The organism is Kitasatospora sp. NPDC028055 (assembly GCF_040637885.1).
Classification (GTDB): Bacteria; Actinomycetota; Actinomycetes; order Streptomycetales; family Streptomycetaceae; genus Kitasatospora.
The window spans coordinates 1-24685 of sequence record NZ_JBEZXE010000080.1 but is presented as its reverse complement, the minus strand read 5'-3'; the positions used below and the strand labels follow the sequence as shown (position 1 = coordinate 24685).

At 70.5% G+C, this 24685-nt stretch carries 10 protein-coding genes; 6 read left to right on the top strand and 4 right to left on the bottom strand.

Annotation, left to right across the window (positions count from 1 at the left end; all coding sequences use genetic code 11):
- A partial coding sequence (locus tag AB0F71_RS38525) for an amino acid adenylation domain-containing protein (protein ID WP_360245538.1) occupies positions 1-16847 on the bottom strand: 16847 nt, incomplete at its 3' end.
- Positions 16848-17376: 529 nt separating this feature from the next.
- Between AB0F71_RS38525 and AB0F71_RS38520 the strand changes: the two genes are divergently transcribed.
- The 3 genes from AB0F71_RS38520 to panD are packed head-to-tail and all read left to right on the top strand — an operon-like array spanning position 17377 to position 19790.
- On the top strand, positions 17377-18693 hold the full coding sequence (locus AB0F71_RS38520; RefSeq protein WP_360245535.1) for a SidA/IucD/PvdA family monooxygenase: 1317 nt from the start codon (positions 17377-17379) through the stop codon (positions 18691-18693).
- Positions 18680-19351 (top strand): FMN-binding negative transcriptional regulator, encoded by a 672-nt coding sequence (locus AB0F71_RS38515; protein WP_360245533.1) that lies wholly within the window; start codon positions 18680-18682, stop codon positions 19349-19351. Before AB0F71_RS38520 ends, AB0F71_RS38515 begins: the two co-directional genes overlap by 14 nt.
- 31 nt (positions 19352-19382) lie before the next feature.
- Positions 19383-19790, top strand: coding sequence for an aspartate 1-decarboxylase (gene panD / locus AB0F71_RS38510; RefSeq protein WP_360245531.1), 408 nt, complete (start codon positions 19383-19385; stop codon positions 19788-19790).
- A gap of 87 nt (positions 19791-19877) precedes the next feature.
- On the opposite strand, the gene AB0F71_RS38505 is transcribed toward panD, so the two are convergent.
- Positions 19878-20732, bottom strand: a complete 855-nt coding sequence (locus AB0F71_RS38505) for a hypothetical protein (protein WP_360245528.1) — start codon at positions 20730-20732, stop codon at positions 19878-19880.
- Positions 20733-21626: 894 nt separating this feature from the next.
- On the opposite strand from AB0F71_RS38505, the gene AB0F71_RS38500 reads away from it, so the two are divergent.
- The 3 genes from AB0F71_RS38500 (at position 21627) to ddaH (ending at position 23728) form a co-directional block, all read left to right on the top strand.
- Positions 21627-22397, top strand: a complete 771-nt coding sequence (locus tag AB0F71_RS38500; protein WP_360245525.1) for an alpha/beta fold hydrolase — start codon at positions 21627-21629, stop codon at positions 22395-22397.
- A gap of 165 nt (positions 22398-22562) precedes the next feature.
- Positions 22563-22775 carry an MbtH family protein gene (locus AB0F71_RS38495; protein WP_360245522.1) on the top strand — a complete coding sequence of 71 codons (213 nt, stop codon included), beginning with the start codon at positions 22563-22565 and terminating at the stop codon, positions 22773-22775.
- 140 nt (positions 22776-22915) lie between these two features.
- The gene (gene ddaH, locus AB0F71_RS38490; protein WP_360245519.1) at positions 22916-23728 is read left to right on the top strand and encodes a dimethylargininase; all 813 of its coding nucleotides are present in this window, start codon (positions 22916-22918) and stop codon (positions 23726-23728) included.
- 30 nt (positions 23729-23758) lie between these two features.
- Here ddaH and AB0F71_RS38485 read toward each other — a convergent pair whose 3' ends face one another.
- Both AB0F71_RS38485 and AB0F71_RS38480 read right to left on the bottom strand, forming a co-directional pair.
- Positions 23759-24502 carry a TetR family transcriptional regulator gene (locus AB0F71_RS38485; protein WP_360245516.1) on the bottom strand — a complete coding sequence of 248 codons (744 nt, stop codon included), beginning with the start codon at positions 24500-24502 and terminating at the stop codon, positions 23759-23761.
- 87 nt (positions 24503-24589) lie between these two features.
- The coding region (locus AB0F71_RS38480) for an acyl-CoA dehydrogenase family protein (protein ID WP_157849844.1) at positions 24590-24685 on the bottom strand (96 nt) is incomplete at its 5' end.

Genomic DNA, 24685 nt, shown 5'->3' with positions numbered 1-24685 from the left:
GCCGTACGGATGCGGCTGATCAGACGGGTGGCCAGCAGCGAGTGACCGCCCAGGTCGAAGAAGCCGTCGTCGACCCCCACGCTCGACAGACCGAGAATCTCGGCGAACGCCGCACCGAGGATCTGCTCCTGCGGGGTACGGGCACCGCGCCCGGCGCCGGCCGCGCTGTAGACCGGAGCCGGCAGGGCCCTGCGGTCGATCTTCCCGTTCGGGGTCACCGGCATCCGGTCCAGAGCCACGACGGCCGCGGGGACCATGTAGTCCGGCAGCTGCTCCCGCAGCCGGTCGCGCACCTCCTCGGTGGACACCCCGTGCTCCGTCTCCGGGACGACGTAGGCCACCAGGCGGACGTCACCCGGCTGGTCCTCACGCGGGACCACCAGCGCCTGCGCGACCCCCGGGATCCGGGCTACGGCGGTCTGGACCTCGCCCGGCTCGATCCGGAACCCGCGGATCTTCACCTGGTGGTCGGTACGGCCCAGGTACTCCAGCTCACCGTCCCGGTTCCAGCGCACCAGGTCACCCGTGCGATACATCCGGTCCCCGGCCCCGCCGAACGGGTCCGCGACGAAGCGTTCCGCCGTCAGACCCGGCCGGTCCAGGTACCCGCGAGCCATCACGGTGCCCGCGTTGTAGAGCTCGCCGGGGATGCCCGGCGGCACCAACTGGAGGTACTCGTCCAGCACGTAGAGCCGGGTGTGGACGATCGGTCGCCCGATCGTGACGTGCCGGCCCGACAGCGGTGAACTGATGGAGCTGACGAAGGTCTCCGTCGTCCCGTACAGGTTGATCATCTGGCGGCCCTGCGACCAGTGCTCCACCACCTCGGGCGGGCACGCCTCGCCCGCCACCAGCACCGTGCGCAGGTCGCGCAGTGCGGCGGCCGTGCCCTCGGGCATGCTCGCCAGCGCCGACGGCGGGATGAACGCGTGGGTGACGCGGCAATCGGCCAGGACGCGCGCGAGCTCCTCCCCCGCGAGGCGGCCGGGCTGGGGCACCACGAGAGCGCCGCCCCGGCTGATGGCCATGAGGATCTCGATGATCGAGACGTCGAAGCTGGGGGACGCCAGTTGCAGCACACGGCTGTCGGGCCCGGTCGCGCAGCACTCGATCAGGCTGGCGGTGACGCCGGCCAGTCCGGTGTGGGGAACGGCGGTGCCCTTGGGGCGGCCGGTGGAACCCGAGGTGTAGATCACGTACGCCGGGTTGGCCGGTCGCAGCGGGGTGATCCGGTCGGCGTCGGTCGGGTCGGTGGCGGGCTGTGCCTGCCAGACCCCGGCCAGGTCCTCGACCGCCAGCCCGCCCGGCAGTCCGTCCGGCAGCCCCGGCGCCAGCTGCACCGCCAGTTCCGCGGTGGTGAGCAGGAGGGCGGGGGCGGCGTCGGCGAGCATGTAGGCGATGCGGTCGGCCGGGTAGTCCGGGTCGACCGGCAGGTAGCCGGCGCCCGCCTTGGCGATGCCCAGGATCACGGCGAGCTGCTCGGCACACCGGGGCAGAGCCACCCCGACCAGCTGCTCGGCACCGATGCCCCGGCCGATCAGCCAGTGCGCGACCTGGTTCGCCCGCGCGTTCAGCTCCGCATACGTCCAGGACGCCTCGCCGACCTCCAGTGCGACGGCATCGGGGGTGGCCTGCACGCGGGCCTGGAACAGCTCCGGCAGCGTGGCCGCACCGGTCCCCTCACTCGGGGCACCCGACCAGTCCCGGAGCCGGGCGGCCTCACCGGGCGTGAGGACGTCCAGGAATCCGATCGGCCGGGACGGATCGGCGGCAATCGACCTGAGCAACCGGACCCAACGTGCAATCAGCGCCTCGACGGTGGTGCGGTCGTACAGATCCGTCGCGAACTCGACCGTGCCCGACATACCGGCCGGGGTGCCGTTGTCGTCCCGGTGCTCGCCCATGTTGATGAACATGTCGAACCTGGACGTGCCCATCGCGACACCGTCTGCCGCGACCTGCAGGTTGGGCAGCTCGAAGTTCGGCTGCTCGGTGTTGAGGACGGCGAGCATGACCTGGAAGAGCGGGTGATGCGTGGTGCTGCGGTGCGGGTTGAGCGCCTCCACCAGGTGCTCGAAGGGGATGTCCTGGTGGGCGTAGGCCTCCAGACTGGTCCGACGGACCCGGGCGAGCAGGTCGGTGAAGGCCGGGTTGCCCGCCGTGTCGGTGCGCAGGACGAGGGTGTTGACGAAGAAGCCGATCAGCTGGTCGAGGTTCTCGTCCGTGCGCCCGGCGATCGGCGCACCGAGCGGGATGTCCGTGCCGGCGCCCAGCCGGGTCATCAGGGCGGCGAACGACGCCTGCAACACCATGAACATCGTCGTGCCGCTGGAACGGGCCAGCTCGGACAACGCCTGGTGGAGATCGGCGTCGATGCCGAAGGTGGTGACGTCGCCCGCGTAGCCGGCCACCGCCGGGCGGGGCCGGTCGGTGGGCACGGTCACCTGCTCCGGCAGACCGGCCAACTGCTGTGCCCAGTACTGCTGCTGGCGCACGAACGGGCTGTCCGGGTCACTGTCGTCGCCGAGCAGCTCGCGCTGCCACAGGGTGTAGTCCGCGTACTGCACCGGCAGCTGCGGCCAGTCCGGCTCGTCTTCCGCGAGACGGGCACTGTAGGCGGAGATCAGGTCACGGGCCAGCGGCGCCAGCGACCAGCCGTCACCCGCGATGTGGTGCAGCACCAGCATCAGCACCGACTCCGTCGGACCGACCGTGAACAACTCGGCGTGCAGCGGCACTTGGCCGGACAGGTCGAACTCGTACCGGGCCGCCCGACGCAGGTGGTCGGCGAGTCCGCCCTCGTCCGTGGGGACGACCGCCAGGTCGATGCGGGCCTGCTCGGGGTCGAGGATGTGCTGACGGGCCTGTCCGTCGACGTCCAGGAAGACGGTGCGCAGGGCCTCGTGGCGCGCGATGACGTCGTTGAGGGAGTCCAGCAGCGCCTGCCGGTCCAGCTCACCGGTCAGCCGCAGGGCCAACGGCATGTTGTAGGTGGCCGAAGGGCCCTCGAGCTGGTGCAGGAACCACAGCCGCTGCTGGGCGTAGGAGAGCGGAAGCGGGTTGGGCCGGGTGACGGGCAGGAGCGGCGGACGCAGCTCGCCGCCCTGGGTCAGACGCGGCGCGAGCTTCGCCACGGTGGGCGCCTCGAACAGCACCTGGAGCGGCGCCTCGGTGCCGAGGGTGCTGCGGATCCGGCTGCTGAGCTGGGTGGCGAGCAGGGAGTGGCCGCCGAGGTCGAAGAAGTTGTCGTCGATCCCGACCCCGGGCAGGCCGAGGACCTCGGCGAACAGGGTGCAGAGGATCTCCTCCTGGGGCGTGCGCGGTGCGCGGCCGTCGGCCGTGGACGCGTAGTCCGGCGCGGGGAGGGCCTTGCGGTCGGCCTTCCCGTTCGGGGTGAGCGGGATGTGGTCCAGGGTGACGATCGCCGACGGCACCATGTAGTCCGGCAACTGCGCCTGCAACACCTGACGCAACGCCGTCACCAGCGAACCACCGGTCCGCGCTCGCGCCGGAGCGTTCGTCAGAGCCGAACCGGCCACGCCGGACGACCGATAGACACCGGTCACCGCCAGACCGCTGCCCACCGGCAGCAGGACCGCATCGAACGCGCCCGGTCGCTCCGAACTCCACGTGGTCACCGCGTCCAAGCCCTGAGCCGCGGCCCACTCGTGGAACGCCTCGGGATCCACACCCCCGCCGGTTGCCAGCGCCTCCCGTACTCCGACCAGATCCGCACCCACCGAAAGCGCATCGACGGCGGCGGCCTCGCCCGTCAGACGGGCGTTCGGGACACCTGTCACACGCAGGCCGCCCTCGACCGGCTGCCGGCCGAGCTCCTCCAGCGACGTAACGTCCGTCCCCCAGCGCAGCACCGGCGCGTCGGTGAGATCGGTCAGGGTCTCCGCGGTCTTGTGGAGGGTGACCTCGTAGCGGTGACGGGTCAGCTCGTTGTGCGCCGAACCGCGCTTGATCCGGACGTCCACACCCGCACCGCGCTCGGCGGCGAAGGCGGTGAAGTAGTCCGGGTGGACCAGGAGTTCCTTCTCCACCACCACCGCGCGCTCCACTGCGGAACGCAACTTCGCGGCATCAGCGGCCTTCGGCGTCTGCACGGCGGTGTGGAAGGTCCGCAACTGTCCGAGGTGGCGGATGTCACCCAGGACGATCCGGCCACCGTCCGCCAGCAGCTCCAACGCCCGCGACAGCACCACAGTCAGGTAGTCGCGGTTCGGGAAGTACTGCGCGACGGAGTTGATCACGACCGTGTCGAAGTAGCCCGTCGGCAGACCGGTGAAGTCCTCCGCGCTCTGGCAGGACACCCGCACATGCTCCCAACCGCGCTCGGCGACCTGCTCGACGAGGCGTGTCACCACCGCCTGGGACAGGTCCGTGCCCCAGTACGACTCCACCTCCTCCGCGAGCGGTGCCATCAGCAGACCCGAACCGACACCGATCTCCAGCACACGCCTCGGCGCGAAGGAGCGGATCCGCTCCACCGTCGCCGCACGCCACTCCCGCATCTCCTCCAGCGGGATCGCCTCACCCGTGTACGAGCTGTCCCACCCCGCGAAGTCCTCACCCAACGGCGCCGTGGGCCGCTCGTACACCGAGTCGTACAACTCCCGCCAACCCTCGACCTGCTCAGCGGCGGCCTGTTCCTGGCCGTCCACGGCGGTGCCGGGCACGACGTACGCCACCAGGCGGACGTCACCGGGCTGGTCCTCACGGGCGACCACGGCAGCGTGGGCGACCTCGGGGTGGGCGGCCAGGGCGGCCTCGACCTCACCGAGTTCGATGCGGAAGCCGCGGATCTTCACCTGGTCGTCGGCGCGGCCGGTGTAGACGAGGACACCCTCAGCGGTCCAGCGCACGACGTCCCCGGTGCGGTACATCCGCTCGCCCGGCTGACCGAACGGATCCGCGACGAAGCGCTCGGCCGTCAGGCCGGGACGGTTCAGGTAGCCGCGGGCCAGCTGGACCCCGGCGAGGTACAGCTCGCCCGGCACGCCCGGTGGGACGGGCTGGAGTGCCGCGTCCAGTACGTACACACGGGTGTTCCAGACGGGGCGTCCGATGGGCACGCTCGCACCGGTGTCGGACTCCCGGCACGCCCAGGCCGTGACGTCCACCGATGCCTCGGTGGGGCCGTAGAGGTTGTGCAGCGGAACGTCGAGCACGTCGTCGAAGCGGTCGCGCAGGTCGGCCGACAACGCCTCCCCGCTGCACAGGACGGCACGCAGTCCGGTGCAGCCGGCCGCGGCCGGCTCGTGCAGGAACGCCTGGAGCATGGACGGGACGAAGTGCGCGATGGTGATCCGCTCGCGCTGGATCAGCTCGGCCAGGTAGGCGGGGTCCTTGTGCCCGCCCGGGCGGGCGAGGACGAGCGTTCCGCCCTCCAGCAGCGGCCAGAAGAACTCCCAGACCGAGACGTCGAAGCCGAACGGCGTCTTCTGCAGGACCCGGTCGTCCGCACCGATCCGGTACTCGCTCTGCATCCAGGTCAGCCGGTTGACGATGCCGCTGTGCGGAACGGCCACGCCCTTGGGCCGGCCGGTCGAACCCGAGGTGTAGATCACGTACGCCGGGTTGGCCGCTCGCAGCGGGTGGATCCGGTCCGCGTCGACGGGGTCGCCGTCGGGCAGGCCCGCCAGCTCCTCGACCAGGGCGGGCGCGTCCAGGACGAGGGCCGGGGCCGCGGTGAGCCCGGCGGTGGCGGATGTCGCGAGCACCAGCGCGGGGGCGCCGTCCTCCAGCAGGTGGGCGATGCGGTCCGCCGGGTACTCCGGGTCGACCGGCAGGTAGGCGGCGCCGGCCTTGGTGACGGCCAGCAGTGCGACCACCATCTCGACGGAGCGCTCCAGCACCAGCGCGACCAGCTGCTCCGGGCCGACTCCACGGCTGATCAGCAGGTGGGCCAGACGGTTGGCCCGGGCGTTCAGCTCCGCGTACGAGAGCTCGACGCCCTCGAACACCACGGCGGTCGCGTCCGGCGTACGGGTCGCCTGGGCCTGGAAGAGCTCGGGCAACGTGGCGGACGGGACCTCGGCGGCGGTGTCGTTCCACTCGCCGAGGATGCGGTGGCGCTCGGCCCGGTCGAGGATCTCGACCCCGTCCAGGGGCAGCCGCGGGTCGACGACCACGGCCCGCAGCAGGCGCACCCAGCGCTCGGCCATGACCTCGACGGTCACCCGGTCGTACAGGTCCGTCGCGAACTCGATGAACCCGTTGATTCCCGCAGGCGCACCGTTCTCGCCGTGCTCCTCCCCAACGGTGATGAACAGGTCGAACCGCGCCGTGCCGGTGGGAGTCGGCTCGGGGCTGACGTGCAGTCCGGGCAGCCGGAAGTCGGCCTGCTCGTTGTTCTGCAGGGCCAGCATGACCTGGAAGAGCGGGTGGTGAGCGGCGGAGCGGTGCGGGTTGAGCTTCTCCACCAGGTACTGGAAGGGGATGTCCTGGTGGGTGTAGCCGGCCAGGGTGGTCCGGCGGACCTGGGCCAGCAGGTCGGTGAAGGCCGGGTTGCCCGCCGTGTCGGTCCGCACCACGAGGGTGTTGACGAAGAAGCCGACCAGGTCGTCGAGGTTCTCGTCGGTGCGCCCGGCGATGGGAGAACCGATCGGGATGTCGGTCCCGGCGCCGAGGCGGGTCATCAGGGCGGCGAGGGAGGCCTGCAGCACCATGAACACGGTCGTGTCGGTGGCACGGGCCAGCTCGGCCAGGTCCCGGTGCAGACCGTCGTCGAGGCCGAACGCGATGGTGTCACCCGCCTTGCCGGCGACGGCGGGCCGGGGCCGGTCGGTGGGGACGGTCACCTGCTCCGGCAGCCCGGCCAACTGCTGCGCCCAGTAGCCGTACTGGCGACTGAACGGACTTTGCGGGTCGGTGTCCTCACCGAGCAGGTCACGCTGCCACAGCGTGTAGTCCGCGTACTGCACCGACAGGTGCGGCCAGCCGGGCTCGTCGTCCGTGAGACGGGCACTGTAGGCGGCGATCAGGTCACGGGCCAGCGGCGCCATCGACCAGCCGTCGGCCGCGATGTGGTGGACGATCAGCATCAGCACCGACTCCGTCGGACTGACGGTGAACAGCCTTGCGTGCAGCGGTACTTGGGCGGACAGGTCGAACTCGTGCTGCGCGGCGCGGCGGAGCTGGTCGTGCAGCCGGCTCTCGTCCGTGGGGACGGTCCGCAGCGTGATCCGCGCCTGCTCGGGGGCGAGGACGTGCTGGCCGGGCCGTCCGTCGGTCTCGCGGAAGACGGTGCGCAGGGCCTCGTGCCGGGTGACCACGCCGTTGAGGGCGTCCTGCAGTGCCTGCTGGTCCAGCTCGCCGGAGAGGCGCAGGGCGTACGCCATGTTGTAGGTGGCGGAGGGGCCTTCCAGCTTGTGCAGGAACCACAGCCGTTCCTGGGCGTAGGACAGCGGCAGCACCTGCGGCCGCACGACCGGTTCGAGTGCGGGGCGCAGTTCGCCCGCGTGGTCGGCCAGCCGGCGGGCCAGCTGGGCCACGGTCGGTGCCTCGAAGATCGCGCGCAGCGGAATCTCGGTGCCGAGCGCCGTGCGGATGCGGCTGATCAGACGGGTGGCCAGCAGCGAGTGCCCGCCCAGGTCGAAGAAGCCGTCGTCGACCCCCACCCCGGGCACGCCCAGGATCTCGGCGAACGCCGTGCAGAGGATCTCCTCCTGCGGCGTACGCGGGGCGCGCCCGGTGCCCGCCAGGGCGTAGTCGGGTGCGGGCAGGGCGTCGCGGTCCACCTTCCCGTTCGGGGTCACCGGCATCCGGTCGAGAGCCACGACGGCCGCGGGGACCATGTAGTCCGGCAGCTGCTCCCGCAGCCGGTCGCGCACCTCCTCGGTGGACAAGCCGTACTCCGTCTCCGCGACGACGTAGGCCACCAGGCGGGTGTCGCCGGGCTGGTCCTCGCGAGCGATGACGACGGCCTGTGCGACCTCGGGGTGCCGGGTGAGAGCAGCCTGGATCTCGCCGGGCTCGATCCGGAACCCGCGGATCTTCACCTGCTCATCCGTACGGCCCAGGTAGTCCAGTTCACCGTCCGGGTTCCAGCGCACCAGGTCACCCGTGCGATACATCCGGCTCCCGGCCCCGCTGAACGGATCCGCCACGAAGCGTTCGGAACTCAGACCGGGCCGGTTGAGGTAGCCGCGGGCCAGGCCCCGGCCGGCGAGGTAGAGCTCGCCGGGGATGCCCGGCGGGACCTGGCGCAGGTTCTCGTCCAGCACGTACACCCGGGTGTCGACCACGGGCCGACCGATCGGAACATGCGCACCCGACAACGGCTCACTGACCGTCGCACCGACCGTCGACTCCGTCGGACCGTACGCGTTCACCATCCGACGACCCGCCGACCACCGCTCCGCCAGGTCCGGCGGGCAGGCCTCGGCACCGACGATGAGGCTGGACAGGTCGGTCAGCGTGTCGGGGGCACCGGCCGGGAGGGTGGCCAGGATCGACGGCGGGATGAACGCGTGGGTGATCCGCCGGTCGGCCAGGACCCGGAAGAGGTCCTCACCCGCGAGACGACCCGGCGGAGGCACGACCAGGGTGCCGCCGTTGCTGAGAGCCATCAGCAGTTCCAGGACGGAGGCGTCGAAACTCGGCGAGGCCAACTGCACGACCCGGCTGTCCGCCGTAGTGCGGCAGCGCTCGACCAGCGTCGAGGCGAACGACGCCAGACCCGTGTGGGTGACCGTGGCACCCTTGGGGCGGCCGGTGGAGCCCGAGGTGTAGATCACGTAGGCCGGGTTGGCCGGTCGCAGCGGGGTGATCCGGTCGGCCTCGGTCGGGTCGGTGGCGGGCTGTGCCTGCCAGACCTCGGCCAGGTCCTCGACCGCCAGCCCCTCCGCCAGTCCGCCCGGCAGCTCCGGCGCCAGCTCCGCGGTGGTGAGGAGGAGGGCGGGGGCGGCGTCGGCCAGCATGTAGGCGATGCGGTCGGCCGGGTAGTCCGGGTCGACCGGCAGGTAGCCGGCGCCCGCCTTGGCGATGCCCAGGATCACGGCGAGCTGCTCGGCACACCGGGGCAGCGCCACCCCGACGAGCTGCTCTGCACCGATGCCCCGGCCGATCAGCCAGTGCGCGACCTGGTTCGCCCGCGCGTTCAGCTCGGCGTACGTCCAGGTCGCCTCGCCGACCTCCAACGCGAGGGCATCGGGGGTGGCCTGCACGCGGGCCTGGAACAGCTCCGGCAGCGTGGCGCCGTCGATCTCCGCACTCGGGGCACCCGACCAGTCCCGGAGCCGGGCGGCCTCACCGGGCGTGAGGACGTCCAGGAATCCGATCGGCCGGGACGGATCGGCGGCAATCGACCTGAGCAGCCGGACCCAGCGCGCAGTCAGCGCCTCGACGGTGGTGCGGTCGTACAGATCCGTCGCGAACTCGACGAACCCGTTGATTCCCGCAGGTGCACCGTTCTCGCCACGCTCCTCGCCGACGGTGATGGCGAGGTCGAACATCGAGGTTCCGGTGGGCCAGATCTCGCTGTCCACCTGCAGCCGGGGCAGGTCGAAGGACGGCTGCTGGGTGGTCTGGAGCCCCAGGGAGATCTGGAACAGCGGGTGGTGGCTGGAGGAGCGGTGCGGGTTGAGCGCCTCCACCAGGTGCTCGAAGGGCACGTCCTGGTGGGCATAGGCCTCCAGACTGGTCCGACGGACCTGGGCGAGCAGGTCGGTGAACGACGGGTTGCCGGCCGTGTCGGTGCGCAGGACGAGGGTGTTGACGAAGAAGCCGACCAGGTCGTCGAGGTTCTCGTCCGTACGCCCGGCGATCGGGGCGCCGAGCGGGATGTCCGTGCCGGCACCGAGCCGGGTCATCAGGGCGGCGAAGGACGCCTGCAGCACCATGAACATCGTGGTGCCGCTGGAACGGGCCAGCTCGGACAGCGCCTGGTGCAGGTCCGCGTCGATACCGAAGGTGCTGACGTCGCCCGCGTAGCCAGCGACGGCGGGCCGGGGCCGGTCGGTGGGCACGGTCACCTGCTCCGGCAGACCGGCCAACTGCTGTGCCCAGTACTGCTGCTGGCGCACGAACGGACTGTCCGGGTCACTGTCGTCACCCAGCAGCTCGCGCTGCCACAGCGTGTAGTCGGCGTACTGCACCGGCAGCTGCGGCCAGTCCGGCTCGGCACCGGTCAGGCGGGCGGAGTAGGCCGTGACCAGGTCACGGGCCAGCGACGCCATCGACCAACCGTCACCGGCGATGTGGTGCAGCACCAGCAACAGCACCGACCCCGTCGGACTGACCGTGAACAGCTCGGCGTGCAGCGGAACTTGGCCGGAGAGGTCGAACTCGTGGCGCGCGGCCAGGTCCAGTTGCCCGTTGATCCGGTCCTCGTCCGTGGGGACGACCGCCAGGTCGATGCGGGCCTGCTCGGGGTCGAGGATGTGCTGACGGGCCATTCCGTCGACGTCCAGGAAGACGGTGCGCAGGGCCTCGTGCCGGGAGATCACATCGTTGAGGGCGTCCAGCAGCGCCTGCCGGTCCAGCTCACCGGTCAGCCGCAGGGCCAACGGCATGTTGTAGGTGGCCGAGGGGCCTTCCAGCTGGTGCAGGAACCACAACCGCTGCTGCGCGAAGGACAGCGGCAGCACCTCGGGACGAGGCATCACGACCAGAGCGGGACGCGCCGCGCCCTCGCCCAGCCGCGCGGAGAGCCGGGAGACGGTCGGCGCCTCGAACAGCACCTGGAGCGGCAGCTCGGTGCCGAGGGTACTGCGGACCCGGCTGCTGAGCTGCGTCGCCAGCAGCGAATGGCCACCGAGTGCGAAGAAGTCGTCATCGATCCCGACCCCGGACACACCCAGGACCTCGGCGAACAGGGTGCAGAGGATCTCCTCCTGCGGCGTACGAGCCGCACGACCCCCAGCGGTGGACGCGTAGTCCGGCGCCGGAAGGGCCTTGCGGTCGATCTTCCCGTTCGGCGTCAACGGAAGACGGTCCAGCGTGACGATCGCCGACGGCACCATGTAGTCCGGCAACTGCGCCTGCAACACCTGACGCAACGCCGTCACCAGCGAACCACCGGTCCGCGCCCGCGCCGGAGCATTCGTCAGAACCGAACCGGCCACCCCCGACGACCGATAGACACCGGTCACCGCCAGGCCGCTGCCCACCGGCAGCAGAACCGCATCGAACGCGGCCGGTCGCTCCGAACTCCACGTGGCGACCGCGTCCAAGCCGCGCTCGGTGGCCCAGCGGTGGAACACCTCGGGATCCACACCCCCGCCGGCCGCCAGCGCCTCCCGTACGACCGCCAGATCCGCACCCACCGAAAGCGCATCGACGGCGGCGACCTCGCCCGCCAGACGGGCGTTCGGGACACCCGACACACGCAGACCGCCCTCGACCGGACGCTCCCCGAGCTCCTCCAGCGTCGCAACGTCCGTCCCCCAGCGCAGCACCGGCACGCCGCCCAGATCCGTCAGCGCCCCCGCGGACTTGTGGAGGGTGACGTCATAGCGGTGGCGGGTCAGCTCGTTGTGCGCCGAGCCCCGCTTGATCCGAACATCCACACCCGCACCACGCTCGGCAGCGAAGACGGTGAAGTAGTCCGGGTGGACCAGGAGTTCCTTCTCCACCACCACCGCACGCTCCACCGAAGCGTGGAGCTGCGCGACATCAGCGGCCCTCGGCACCTGCACAGCCGTCTGGAACACCCGCAACTGCCCGAGATGGCGAACGTCACCGACAACGACCCGGCCACCGTCCGCCAGCAACTCCAACGCCCCCGACAGAACCACAGTCAGGTAGTCGCGGTTCGGGAAGTACTGCGCGACGGAGTTGATGACGACCGTGTCGAAGTAGCCGGTCGGCAGACCGGTGAAGTCCTCCGCACTCTGGCAGGACACCCGCACGTGCTCCCAGCCGCGCTCCGCGACCTGCTCGACGAGGCGCGTCACCACCGCCTGGGACAGGTCCGTGCCCCAGTACGACTCCACCTCCTCCGCGAGGGGTGCCATCAGCAGACCCGAACCGACACCGATCTCCAGCACACGCCTCGGCCCGTAGGAGCGGATCCGCTCCACCGTCGCCGTACGCCACTCCCGCATCTCCTCCAGCGGGATCGCCTCACCCGTGTACGAGCTGTCCCACCCCGCGAAGTCCTCACCCAACGGCGCCGTGGCCTGCTCGTACACCGAGTCGTACAACTCCCGCCAGTCCCCGACCTGCTCGGCGGCATCGACCTCGGCAGCACTGTCACTCCCCGGGACGACATAGGCGACCAGACGGATGTCACCAGGCTGGTCCTCACGCGGAACCACCACTGCCTGCGCGACCTCGGCATGCCGGGTGAGGGCAGCTTCGACCTCACCGGGCTCGATCCGGAACCCACGGATCTTCACCTGCTCATCCGTACGGCCCAGGTACTCCAGCTCACCGTCCCGACTCCACCGCGCCAGGTCACCCGTGCGATACATCCGGCTCCCGGCCCCGCCGAACGGATCCGCGACGAACCGCTCCGCCGTCAGACCCGGACGGTTCAGGTAGCCACGAGCCAGGCCCCGGCCCGCGAGGTACAGCTCGCCGGGGATGCCCGGCGGGACCTGGCGCAGGTTCTCGTCCAGCACGTACACCCGGGTGTTGACCACCGGCCGACCGATCGGCACATACGCACCCGACAGCGGCTCACTGGCCGTCGCACCAACCGTCGACTCCGTCGGACCGTACGCGTTGATCATCCGACGACCCACCGACCACCGCTCCGCCAGATCCGGCGGGCACGCCTCACCGGCCACAACCACGGTCTCCAGACCCGGCAAAGTGGCCTCGACACCCACCGGCAGACTCGCCAACGCCGACGGCGGCAGCGTCACATGCGTGACCCCCCGCTCGGCCAGCACCCGGCCCAGCTCCTCACCCACCAGGCGCCGCGACCCCGCCACCACCAACGCCGCACCGGTCGCCAGCGCCATCACCAGCTCCCACACCGCCGCATCGAACCCCGGCGAAGCGAACTGCAGCACCCGGCTCTCCGCCGACACCCCGAACCGCTCCACCAGCGTCACCGCCAACGACGCCAACCCCGAATGCGTAACCGCCACACCCTTGGGCCGACCCGTCGAACCCGACGTGTAGATCGTGTAAGCCGTGTTCGCGGCCGTGAGCGGGGCGATCCGGTCGGCGTCCGTCGGGTCGGTGGCGGGCTGCGCCTGCCAGACCTCGGCCAGCTCCTCGACCGCCAGCCCGCCCGCCAGCCCGTCCGGCAGCCCCGGCGTCAACTCCCCACTGGTGAGCAGCAGGACGGGGGCCGCGTCCGCGAGCATGTACGCGATCCGCTCCGCCGGATAGTCCGGATCCACCGGCAGATAGCCGGCACCCGCCTTCACGATGCCCAGCACCACCGCCACCTGCACCGCGCTACGCGGCAGCACCACACCCACGAGATCCTCGGCACCGACACCCCGCGAGATCAACCAGTGCGCAATCCGGTTCGCCCACGCGTTCAACTCCGCATACGTCCACGACGCACCGTCGGCCTCCAGCGCGACGGCGTCCGGCGCGGCCGCCACGCGGGCCTGGAACAGCACCGGCAGAGCCGCGTCCTCGATCTCGACCCGCTCGGGCTGCACCGCCCGGTCGGGGTGTTCCCGCGGGGTGAGGATGCTCAGGGCACCGATCCGCTGGGACGGGTCGGCGACCACGCCCCGCAGCACCTGCGTCCACCGTTCGATCAGCGTCTCGATCGTGGCCCGGTCGTACAGGTCCGTCGCGAACTCGACCGTGCCGGACATGCCCATGGGCATGCCGTCGGAGTCATGGCTCTCGTACATGCTGATGAACGCGTCGAACCGTGCCGTGCCGGTGGGCCAGGTCTCGGAGTCCGCCCGCAGGCCGGGCAGGTCGAAGTGGGCCTCTTCGTTGTTCTGGAGGACGAGCGCGACCTGGAAGAGCGGGTGGATCGCCGCGGAGCGCAGCGGGTTGAGCTTCTCCACCAGGTACTGGAAGGGGACGTCCTGGTGGGCGTAGGCCTCCAGGCTGGTCCGGCGGACCTGCCCGAGCAGGTCGGTGAAGCCGGGGTTGCCCGCCGTGTCCGTCCTCAGGACGAAGGTGTTGACGAAGAAGCCGACCAGGTCGTCGAGGTTCTCGTCGGTGCGGCCGGCCACACCGCTGCCGATCGGGATGTCCGTCCCGGCGCCGAGCCGGGTCAGCAGCGCGGCCATGGAGGCCTGGAGCACCATGTACATGGTGCTGCCGGTGGCGCGGGCCAGCTCGGCGAGGTCCCGGTGCAGGTCCGCGTCGAGGCCGAAGGCGACGGTGTCACCGACGTGGCTGGCCACGGCCGGGCGGGGCCGGTCGGTGGGGACGGTGACCTGCTCCGGCAGACCGGCCAACTGCTGCGCCCAGTAGCCGTACTGGCGGCTGAACGGACTGTCCGGGTCGGTGTCGTCACCGAGCAGGTCACGCTGCCAGAGCGTGTAGTCCGCGTACTGCACCGGCAGCTGCGGCCAGTCCGGCGCGGCACCGGTCAGGCGCGCGGTGTAGGCGGCGATCAGGTCACGGGCCAGCGGCGCCATCGACCAACCGTCACCCGCGATGTGGTGGACGATCAGCATCAGCACCGACTCCGCCGGGCTGACGGCCAACAGTTCGGCACGGAAGGGGACTTGACCGGACAGGTCGAACTCGTGACCCGCGGCCCCGTTCATCGCCGAGGTGAGGTCGGCCCGGCTGACCTGCCGGACGCGCAGCTCGGTGCGAGCCCGGTCGGGGGTGAGGATCTGCTGGCCGGGCCGTCCGTCGATCTCGCGGAAGACGGTGCGCAGGGCCTCGTGCCGGGTGACCACGTCATTGAGGGCGTCCTGCAGTGCCTGCTGGTCCAGCTCGCCGGAGAGCCGCAGAGCGAGTGCGATGTTGTAGGTGGCGGAGGGGCCTTCCAGCTTGTGCTGGAACCACAGCCGTTCCTGGGCGTAGGACAGCGGCAGCGTCTTCGGCCGGGCCAACGGCACCAGGGCCGGGCGCAGTTCGCCCGCGTGGTCGGCCAGCCGGAGGGCGAGCTGCTCCGCGGTCGGCGCCTCGAACACCGTCCGCAGCGGGATCTCCACGCCCAGGGCCGTACGGATCCGGCTGATCAGGCGGGTGGCCAGCAGCGAGTGACCGCCGAGCTCGAAGAAGCTGTCGTCGACGCCCACCCCGGGCACGCCCAGGATCTCGGCGAACGCCGTGCAGAGGATCTCCTCCTGCGGCGTGCGCGGGGCGCGCCCGGTGCCCGCCAGGGCGTAGTCGGGTGCGGGCAGGGCCCTGCGGTCGATCTTCCCGTTGGGCGTCATCGGCATCCGGTCCAGCCGGACGACCACGGACGGGACCATGTAGCCGGGCAGGACGTCGCGCAGTTGCTCGCGGACCTGCTCCGAGGAGAAGCCGTCGACCGCCGTCGGCACCGCGTACGCCACGAGGCGGGTGCCGCCGGGCTGGTCCCGGCGGGCGATGACCACGGCCTGGGAGACACCGGGCAGTTGCTGCAGCACGGCCTCGATCTCGCCGGGCTCGATCCGGAACCCGCGGATCTTCACCTGGTCGTCGCTGCGGCCCAGGTAGTCCAGTTCACCGTCCGGGTTCCAGCGCACCAGGTCACCCGTGCGATACATCCGGTCCCCGGCCCCGCCGAACGGGTCCGCGACGAAGCGCTCCGCCGTCAGGCCCGGCCGGTTGAGGTAGCCACGGGCCACGCCCTTGCCGGCGATGTAGAGCTCACCGTCCTCGCCCGGGGCGACCGGCCGGAGACGGGCGTCCAGGACGTACACCCGCGCGTTGAACAGCGGCCGCCCGATCGGAACGCGGCGTCCGGTCAGGTACCCGCTCGCCGTCGCGTACACGGTGCATTCCGTCGGCCCGTACGCGTTGACCATCCGACGGCCCGGGGACCAGCGCTCCACCAGCTCCGGCGGGACGGCCTCACCGATCATGGTCAGCGTGCCGAGCCCGGGCAGGGCCGCCTCGCTCCCGGCGGGCAGCGTCTCCAGCACGGAGGCCGTGACGAAGGCATGGGTGATCCGCCGGTCGGCCATCGTCCGCATGAGCTCGTGGCCGGCCAGGCTGTCGGCGTCGGTCAGGACGAGCGTGGCGCCGGAGGTCAGCGCGAGGAAGATCTCCGAGACGGAGGCGTCGAATCCGAGCGAGGCAAGCTGCAGGATCCGGCTGCCCGGTCCCGCCGCGCAGCGGTCGGCCAGCGCGGTGGTGAGGCTGGCCAGCCCGGTGTGGGTGACGGCGACGCCCTTGGGCCGGCCGGTGGAACCGGAGGTGTAGATCGTGTAGGCGAGGTCCTCGACGACGAGCGGTGCGAGCCTGTCGTCATCGGTGGGATCCTCGGTGGCCTGCTCGTCCAGGAGCTCGGGGAGCGCTTCGACGAAGACGCTCTCGCCGCCGGCGCCGGACAGGCTCGCGGCGAGGGCGGCCGTGGTCAGCAGGAGGGTCGGCTTCGCGTCGGCGAGCATGAAGTCGATGCGCTCGGCCGGGTAGCCCGGGTCGACGGGCAGGTAGGCGGCGCCCGCCTTGGTGATGCCCAGGATCGCGGTGATCTGCTCGGCACAGCGGGGAAGGGCCACCGCGACCAGCTGGCCCGGGCCGGTGCCGCGCGAGATGAGCCAGTGGGCGATCCGGTTGGCCTGCGCGTTGACCTCGGCATAGGTGAAGGAGCGGTCGCCGTCCTCCAGGGCGAGAGCCTGTGGAGTCGCCTCGGCCCGGGCCTCGAACAGGCGCGGCACGGTGGCGTCGTCGATGTCGTCGCGCAGGTTCCGGCCCCAGTCGGTCAGCAGCCGGTCCTGTCCGCGCGGAGGCACGGGAACGACCCCGTCCGCACCGGGGTGGAGGGTCTCGGCAAACCGCTTGTCAGGGGTGGTCATGAAGACTCCACAGGAGAGGCGACGAGCGTCCAGGCGCGGAATTCCGAGATTCATCGACTGATCTCAAGCCTGAACCGGAAATGATTCGGATCGGTAATGCGAACAGACCGAGCAGACCGGGCAGACCGAACGGACCGACGGCGGCCTTGACGGCCACCCGCCGGTTCTCGACCCCTGCTCGGGAGGATTGACCTACGGATCGTGCGCGTCCCGGTGGTACACATCCCAGGACAGCAACGCTCGGTGATCCTCACCGGCGGCCGGGACCGTGTCAAGGAGCGCCTGTTCAACCGCTGAGCATCCGTTCAACTGCTGAGCGTCCGTTCAACTGCTGAGCATCCGTTCAACTGCTACCGGCCCGGCCGACAGCACGGAGCGTCCCTTCTTGACGCCCGCTCCGGACATGTGCGGAGATTGTTTCCGACGGGGCATCCCGGAATGTACCTCCCGCGCACGGCAAGCCCCAAGAACGGGATGAGAACACCACATGCAACCGACAACGACGTACAGTGGTCCGGTTTTCGACATTTTGGGAGTCGGTTTCGGTCCCTCCAATCTGGCTCTGGCGGTAGCCGTCGAGGAATACAACGAGGCCACCTCGGGCGCCCCGCTGCGGGCCGGCTTCATCGAGCGCAAGCAGCGCTTCGAATGGCACAAGGGCATGCTGCTCGACCAGGCGACGATGCAGGTCAGCTTCCTCAAGGACCTTGCCACGATGCGGAATCCGGGCAGTCGGTTCACCTTCCTGACGTATCTGCACGAGCGCGACCGACTGGTCCGGTTCATCAACCACAAGACCTTGTTCCCGCTGCGCATCGAGTTCCACGACTACCTGGAATGGGTGGCAGCGCAGTTCACGGAACTCGTTCGCTACGGCACCGAAGTGGTCGAGGTCCGCCCCGTCGAGGAGGACGGCAGGGTAGTCCACCTGGACGTTGTCTCGCGCGAAATCGGCAACCCGGACGTGGTGGTCGTGCACCGGACCCGGAACCTGGTGATCGCCAGCGGTATCGTTCCCACTCTGCCGCTCGGACTGGAGGCCACGGACCGCCTGTGGCACAGTTCCGACTTCCTCAACCGACTCGCGGAGTTCCCGGGGGATCCGTCGGTGTGTACGGTCGTCGGTGCGGGTCAGAGCGCCGCCGAGATAGCCGGGCACCTTCACGACACCTTTCCGAACGCCGACGTCCACGCGGTTTTCTCGCGCTACGGCTACAGCCCCGCGGATGACTCGCCCTTCGCCAACCGCGTCTTCGACCCGGCGGCCGTCGACGAATTCTTCTCCGCGCCGCCGCACGTGCAGCAGAAGTTCTTCCAGTACCACGCGAACACGAACTACTCGGTGGTCGACATCGAGGTGATCGAGGACCTGTACAACCGGATCTACCGGGAGTCCGTACGCGGCGTTCCCCGCCTGCACGTCCGCCACATGACGGCGGTGCGGCAGGTGACCTCGGAACCCGACCGGGTCCGGCTCCGGCTGGAACACCTTCCCAGCGGCGAACTCGTCGACCTCGACACCGATCTGGTGGTCTTCGCGACCGGCTACCGGCCGATGGATCCGCTCGCGGTGCTCGGCGGGACGGCCGACTTCTGCAAGCGCGACTCCTCCGGTCTCCTACGCGTCCAGCGGGACCACAAGGTGGTGACCGAGAGCTCGGTGGAGTGCGGGATCTACCTCCAGGGCGGGACGGAGCACACCCACGGCCTGTCCTCCTCACTGCTGTCGACCACGGCGGTCAGGGCCGGCGAGATCGTCGAGTCGGTGGCCGGACGCGACCGGGGCGCGGCTCCCGGGCAGCTCGGACGGGCGAGGTCGAAGGGACTCAGCGATGTACGTTCCTGAGCAGTACCGGCCGCAGGACCCGTCCTGGACCCTCGAACTGATCCGTTCCCATCCGCTGGCCCTGCTGGCCACCAACGGGCCGCAACACCCCTGGGCCACCCACGTCCCCGTGCTGCTCGCCGAGGAGCCCGATGGGTCTCCCGCCTCCGGGGACCACCTCGTCGGCCGGCGGATCCTCGGACACCTGAACGTGCTCAACCCCCACTGGGAGGCCCTGGCCGGGGTCGATCACGCCGTGCTCGTCTTCCAGGGGCCCGGCTCCTACCTGTCGCCGACGGTCTACGAGAAGTCCCCCGCGGCCCCGACCTGGGACTTCACCTCCGTTCACGTCCACGGCGCACTGCGGCTGATCGACGACCCCGACGAGCTCAGGGGGATCGTGCGGGCCACCGTGCGCACCTTCGAGCGGGAGGTCGGCACGGGCTGGGACATGAGCGACTCGCTCGAGTACTTCGACCGGCTGCTGCCCGGGGTCCGCGGGTTCGAGATCGAGGTCCGGAGCGTCGACAGCATGTTCAAGCTCAGCCAGGAGCAGCCGCCCGAGGTCGTGGCCAAGGTGATCGACAACTTCCGCCGGGACGACGGGAGTCGGCGGCGGGAACTGGCCGCCATGATCGAACGCGCGGCCTCCGACGAACCCGGCGACCTCGCTCCGTAACGCCCACCACCATCACTCGGGAGGACGAACCATGCAGCGCACGATGCTGAAGTCGAAGATCCATCGAGCCACCGTGACCCAGTGCAACCTCCACTACGTGGGCTCGGTCACCGTGGACGAGGACCTGATGGAGGCCGCCGACCTGCTCGCGGGCGAGCTGGTCCACATCGTGGACATCAACAACGGCTCCCGCCTGGAGACCTACGTCATCGCGGGACCGCGCGGCAGCGGCATCATCGGGATCAACGGCGCCGCGGCCCGACTGGTCCACGAAGGCGACCTGGTGATCATCATCTCGTACGCGACGGTCGACGACGCCGAGGCCCGCACGATGGACCCCAGGGTCGTCTTCGTCGACGAAGCCAACCGCATCCTGGACGCCGGCACCGATCCGGCAGCCGTACCGCCGGGGCACGGCCTGGTGTCCGGAGCCCCCTAGCCGGGCAGCGGTGAGCCGGCTCGCGGTGGAGCCGGCTCACCGGGCCTGTTCAACTGCCCGGAACGGACAGTTGAACAGGCGCTCCGCTCAGGCCGATCGGCTTTCCAGCTCCTCGGCGAACGAGTTCCAGTCCTGTGCGCACGCTCGCGCGAACTCCGCTACGGCGCCCGCCGCGTGGGGCGGGACCTGGTTCACGAACTCGCTCCACTGCCGACTGCCGGTCGCCTGCGAGCCGAGCCAGCGCAGCAGCGAGCGGCGGGCCTCGTTGAAACGGAGCGACGGGTCCCGGCGGAGCCTCTCCACGATGTCCGTGGGCCGGGTGACCGCGTCGGCGTCGGGCGGCACGATCCGACTGCGCACCATGCCGGGCGGCTGCCCGCTCAAGGCCACCTCGATGACGTGCGACCTCGGCACGCTCTCCTCCGCCCGCGGCTGCGGTGCGCGCTCCATCGCCCGTTGCTTCGGGGGAACGGGGTCCTGGCCGCGGCGCATCCGGTCGCGGACGTCCCGCACGGTGGCCGGAGCGATACCCGCGACCTTGGCGATCTCCCGCAGGGAGGCGCCCGGCTGCTCGGCTATCAGCTTGCCGGCCAGTCGGCGCCCATGTGCCGCGCTGATCGGGCGTGCCTTCCCGTCGCGTCCGATCCGCGCCCCGAGCGGGGATCCGGCAGACTCCCTCTGCCGGATCCCCTTCACCGTCACGGCGGCGAGCCCCGCGGAGGCGGCGATCGCACGGTCGGACCAGTAGGGGTGCGCCTTGAGGATGCGGGTCGCGGCCGCGGTGCGGTCCGCCTGGGTCAGTGGCAGACCGTGCGCCCTGTTGGCCTCCACGGCGAGCACGAACGCGGCCTCCTCGTCGCCGTGGAAGAAGCTGACCTCGATCTCCTGGTCGCCCCTGGACCGCGCCGCGAGCAGGCGGTGCAGCCCGTCGATGACCTTCATGGACGGCCAGTGGACCAGGATCGGCGGCAGCGGCTCGTCGACCTGCGCGAGGGTTTCGACATGCCGCTCGTCCGGCCCCAGAAGCCGGGGGGAATCGCCTGGTAGGAGTGAGCTGACCGGAATCGTCCTGGTACGGGACCCGGATAGCGGCCTTAAACGTCCATCTTCACGATCCGCACCCAATGCATTCGCACCATCAATACGACTAGCCACGGCAACTGCCTCCCCTGTATCGCCTGACTGGTCTTCTTGCCCCCTGGGCCGAGTTCCGGCCGGGTACGAAGAACGGACCTATCGTAAGCACTTGCGCAGTGATCAGCTTGAAATTACTTTGCGTCATATTGCCTGGTCAGTCGAGCACTTACTGCAATCGGCGGCCTCCCGTCGGGGTCCGGCCGGGCTCCGGCCCACGGTGTCCCGGCAGCAGGGGCCGACGGGCTCGCAGGCGCCCGCACCAGGCCTGCTGGTGGAGCACGGGCCGTAGCCGAACGGTGAACCGGCAGTGACGCCCATCCGTCGACGCACGAGGCCCATTGACACCGGGAGACGCGTCGAAGCATCATCGGACTCGCGATCACCGCGATCGGATTTCTCCGGAGCAGGCCCCCCGGAACGGCGAGGCGAATCCGCACCCCGATTCGGGACCGCCGTCCCGCCCGCGGATTGTTCGGGCTCACCGGAATTCCGAATACGGCACTGCAGCTGTTTCCGTCCGACTACGGTCCGGACCCATTCCGAACCATTCGAGGAGAGCACCTCGGGGCCGGCAACGGAATCACCGCCCGACACCGGAACCATGGCCCGGCAACGGAATCGCCGCCCGGCACCGGAATCACGGCCCGGCACCGGAAATCATCCGGAGCGGCCGTCCGCTCCAACCCGAGGAAGAGTGGTATGCGCAGCCAGGACGACATGCGGGTCGGCCGATGGTTCCGGAAGGTCCGGCCGTGCCCGAACCCGCAGATGCGATTGATCTGCTTCCCCCATGCCGGCGGCCTGGCGAGCTTCTTCCACCCCTGGGGCCGGCTCGTTCCACCCGGCGTGGAACTGCTGGCGGTCCGCTATCCCGGCCGGGAGGACCGGCTCCTCGAACCCCTCGCCCGGACGATGGACGAGCTTTCCGTACCGATAGCCCGTGAGTGCTCCCGCCTGCTCGACGCCCCGCTGGCGTTCTTCGGCCACAGCATGGGCGCCTCGGTCGCCTACGAGGTGGCGCTGCGCCTGCAGGAGGAGCACCGCTTCTCCTTGTCGGCCCTCTTCGTCTCCGGCCGCTCGGGGCCCGGGCGGGAGCGGATCCGTCCGCTCTCCGAGGCCACGGACTCCCAACTCATGCAGGAACTCGCCGAGTTGGGCGGGACTGACGCCCAGGCCTTCGACGACGCGGAGCTGCGCGAACTGGTTCTGCCGGCGATCCGCGCCGACTACCGGCTGATCGAGGCGTACCCGGCGACGAGCACGAACGCCGTGGTGAACGCCCCTGTCACTGCCTACTATGGAGAACAGGACGCGGACGTGGACCGCGATTCAGCGGAAGCCTGGGCCGGGGTGACGCGCTCGGACTTCCGGGTGATGCCCTTCGAAGGCGGCCACTTCTACCTCCTGAACGAGACCCAGGCCCTCGTCGACGACCTCTTCTCCGGTCTCGGCCGCACCGCCAGGTGCTGAGCCCGACCGACGAGCCCGACCACGGAGCCCGACGACGGGGCCCGACCACTGAGCCCGGCTGACGAGCCCAACTGACGTCAGTCGCCCCGGAGTTCGGCCGGACCGGCCCGCCGGGATGTCCCGCACCGTTCGAAGCCACACCCGACCCAGACAGAGGAACCAAGAATGTCGAACCCGTTCGAGGACCCCACCGCCACCTACTTCGTCCTGGTCAACACGGAGGGGCAGCACTCGCTCTGGCCGGCCTTCGCCGAGGTGCCCGAAGGCTGGGAGGTGGCCTTCGGCGAGGCCGGGCGCGAGGAGTGCATCGCCTTCACCGAGAAGTCCTGGACCGACATGCGCCCGAAGTCCCTCATCGCCGCCATGCAGGGCAACTGACCCCGGCTTTCCGCACGCAACCGGCCGGAGGCCTCGGTACGCCGGAGCCTCCGGCCGCTGGTCTGCTGAATTGCAAGGAGATTTCCGTGTCACCGAGGACCGGCAGCACCGATCACGGGTACGCCAGGGCAGGGGAAGCAGTGACTCGTACGGCAACACGGCGACGCCTTCTGATGTGCGCTCCACGGCATTTCGACGTCACCTATTCCATCAACCCGTGGATGGCCCCCGAGAAGCCCACCGACGGCTCCGTGGCACTGGCCCAGTGGGAGAGCCTCCGCGATCTGTACCGCGCTCTCGGGCACGTCGTGGAGGTGATCGATCCGGTCCCCGGGCTGCCCGACATGGTCTTCGCCGCCAACGGCGCCACCGTGGTGGACGGTCGGGTGTTGGGCGCGCGCTTCCGGAGCGTCGAGCGCACGGCCGAGGGCCCTGCCTACCTCGCCTGGTTCCGGGACCACGGCTTCGGGGACATCCGCTGGCCGGAGCACGTGAACGAGGGCGAAGGCGACTACCTGCTCGCCGGCCGCACGCTGCTGGCGGGGACGGGCTTCCGCACCGACCGCCGCTCCCACGTCGAGGCCCAGGACTTCTTCGGGGTCCCGGTGGTCTCCCTGAACCTGGTGGACCCCCGCTTCTACCACCTGGACACCGCCCTTGCGGTGCTCTCGGACGACGAGGTGATGTACTACCCGGCGGCCTTCTCGGAGAGCAGCCGGAAGGTGCTCCGGGAACTGTTCCCCGACGCGATCCTGGCGACCGAGGAGGACGCCCTCGTCTTTGGCCTGAACGCGTTCTCCGACGGCCGCCACGTGGTGCTGCCCCAGTCGGCGGTCCATCTGATCGACGAGCTGAGGCAGCGCGGCTTCGAGCCGATCGGCGTCGACCTGTCCGAACTCCTCAAGGCCGGAGGCAGCGTCAAGTGCTGCACCCTGGAACTGCGTAACGGCTGAGCGGCGGAGCCGCCGCGGTCAGATCCGGCGTCAGATCCGGCGGGAGTCGCCGATGGCGCTCTCGATGCCCTGGACCATCCGCCAGAGCGGCGCGCGACGGCTGGCGACCAGCACCACCACGTCGTCGGCCGGGCTCTCGCCCTCCGGGGCGGCGTCGGCGGGGCGGTCGCTCCAGGTGGAGGTGACGAAGGCCATCGCCGCGTCCACCTCGGCCACCCAGTCGCTCTCGCCGCCCGAGCGCAGCCAGGTGCGCAGGGCGTGGTTGTGCGCGGCGACCACGGCGGCGGCGATCACGTCGGCGCGCAGCGGGCCGTCCGGGCGGTCGGCGAAGCGGCCGCGCAGGTAGGCGGCGAGGGTGTGCTCGTAGCGCCAGACCACCGACAGCTCGTACGCGCGCAGGCCGGGGACCTTGCGGGTGAGGCGGTAGCGCTGGACGGAGAAGGAGGGCTGCTCCGCGTACATCCGCAGGACCAGCCGGGCCGCCTCGCAGGCGTGCCGGACCGGGTCCTCCTCGCCGGTGCCGGACTCCAGGAACTCCGTCATCTCGGCGAGGCTTCGCTCGTGGTCGGGGAAGACCACGTCCTCCTTCGCCGGGAAGTAGCGGAAGAAGGAGCGCCGGCCGACGCCGGCGAGCGAGACGATGTCGTCGACCGTCGTCTGCTCGAAGCCGCGCTCCAGGAAGAGTTCGAAGGCTGCGGCCACCAGCGCCTCGCGCATGGCCGGCTTCGAGGGCCCGTCGTTCATGGGCAGGTCCTGCTCTTCCTTCTCGCTCATTCTCCGGAACTTAGCATCGGCGCGACGGGGCGGCCCCGGCGGCCGGTCGGCTGTACCGGCCGGCCGTCGGGGCCCCTCGGGCCGTCGTTACGGCAGGTTGCGGGCCATCACGATCCGCTGGACCTGGTTGGTGCCCTCGTAGATCTGGGTGATCTTCGCGTCCCGCATCATCCGCTCCACCGG

What these genes read in the sequence shown, in the direction of transcription:
- AB0F71_RS38515 (WP_360245533.1), top strand. Translation starts at nt 18,680, where the DNA reads ATGTACGTTCCTGAGCAGTACCGGCCGCAGGACCCGTCCTGGACCCTC.
- panD (WP_360245531.1), top strand. Translation starts at nt 19,383, where the DNA reads ATGCAGCGCACGATGCTGAAGTCGAAGATCCATCGAGCCACCGTGACC.
- AB0F71_RS38505 (WP_360245528.1), bottom strand. Translation starts at nt 20,732, where the DNA reads ATGAAGGTCATCGACGGGCTGCACCGCCTGCTCGCGGCGCGGTCCAGG.
- AB0F71_RS38500 (WP_360245525.1), top strand. Translation starts at nt 21,627, where the DNA reads ATGCGCAGCCAGGACGACATGCGGGTCGGCCGATGGTTCCGGAAGGTC.
- AB0F71_RS38495 (WP_360245522.1), top strand. Translation starts at nt 22,563, where the DNA reads ATGTCGAACCCGTTCGAGGACCCCACCGCCACCTACTTCGTCCTGGTC.
- AB0F71_RS38485 (WP_360245516.1), bottom strand. Translation starts at nt 24,502, where the DNA reads ATGAGCGAGAAGGAAGAGCAGGACCTGCCCATGAACGACGGGCCCTCG.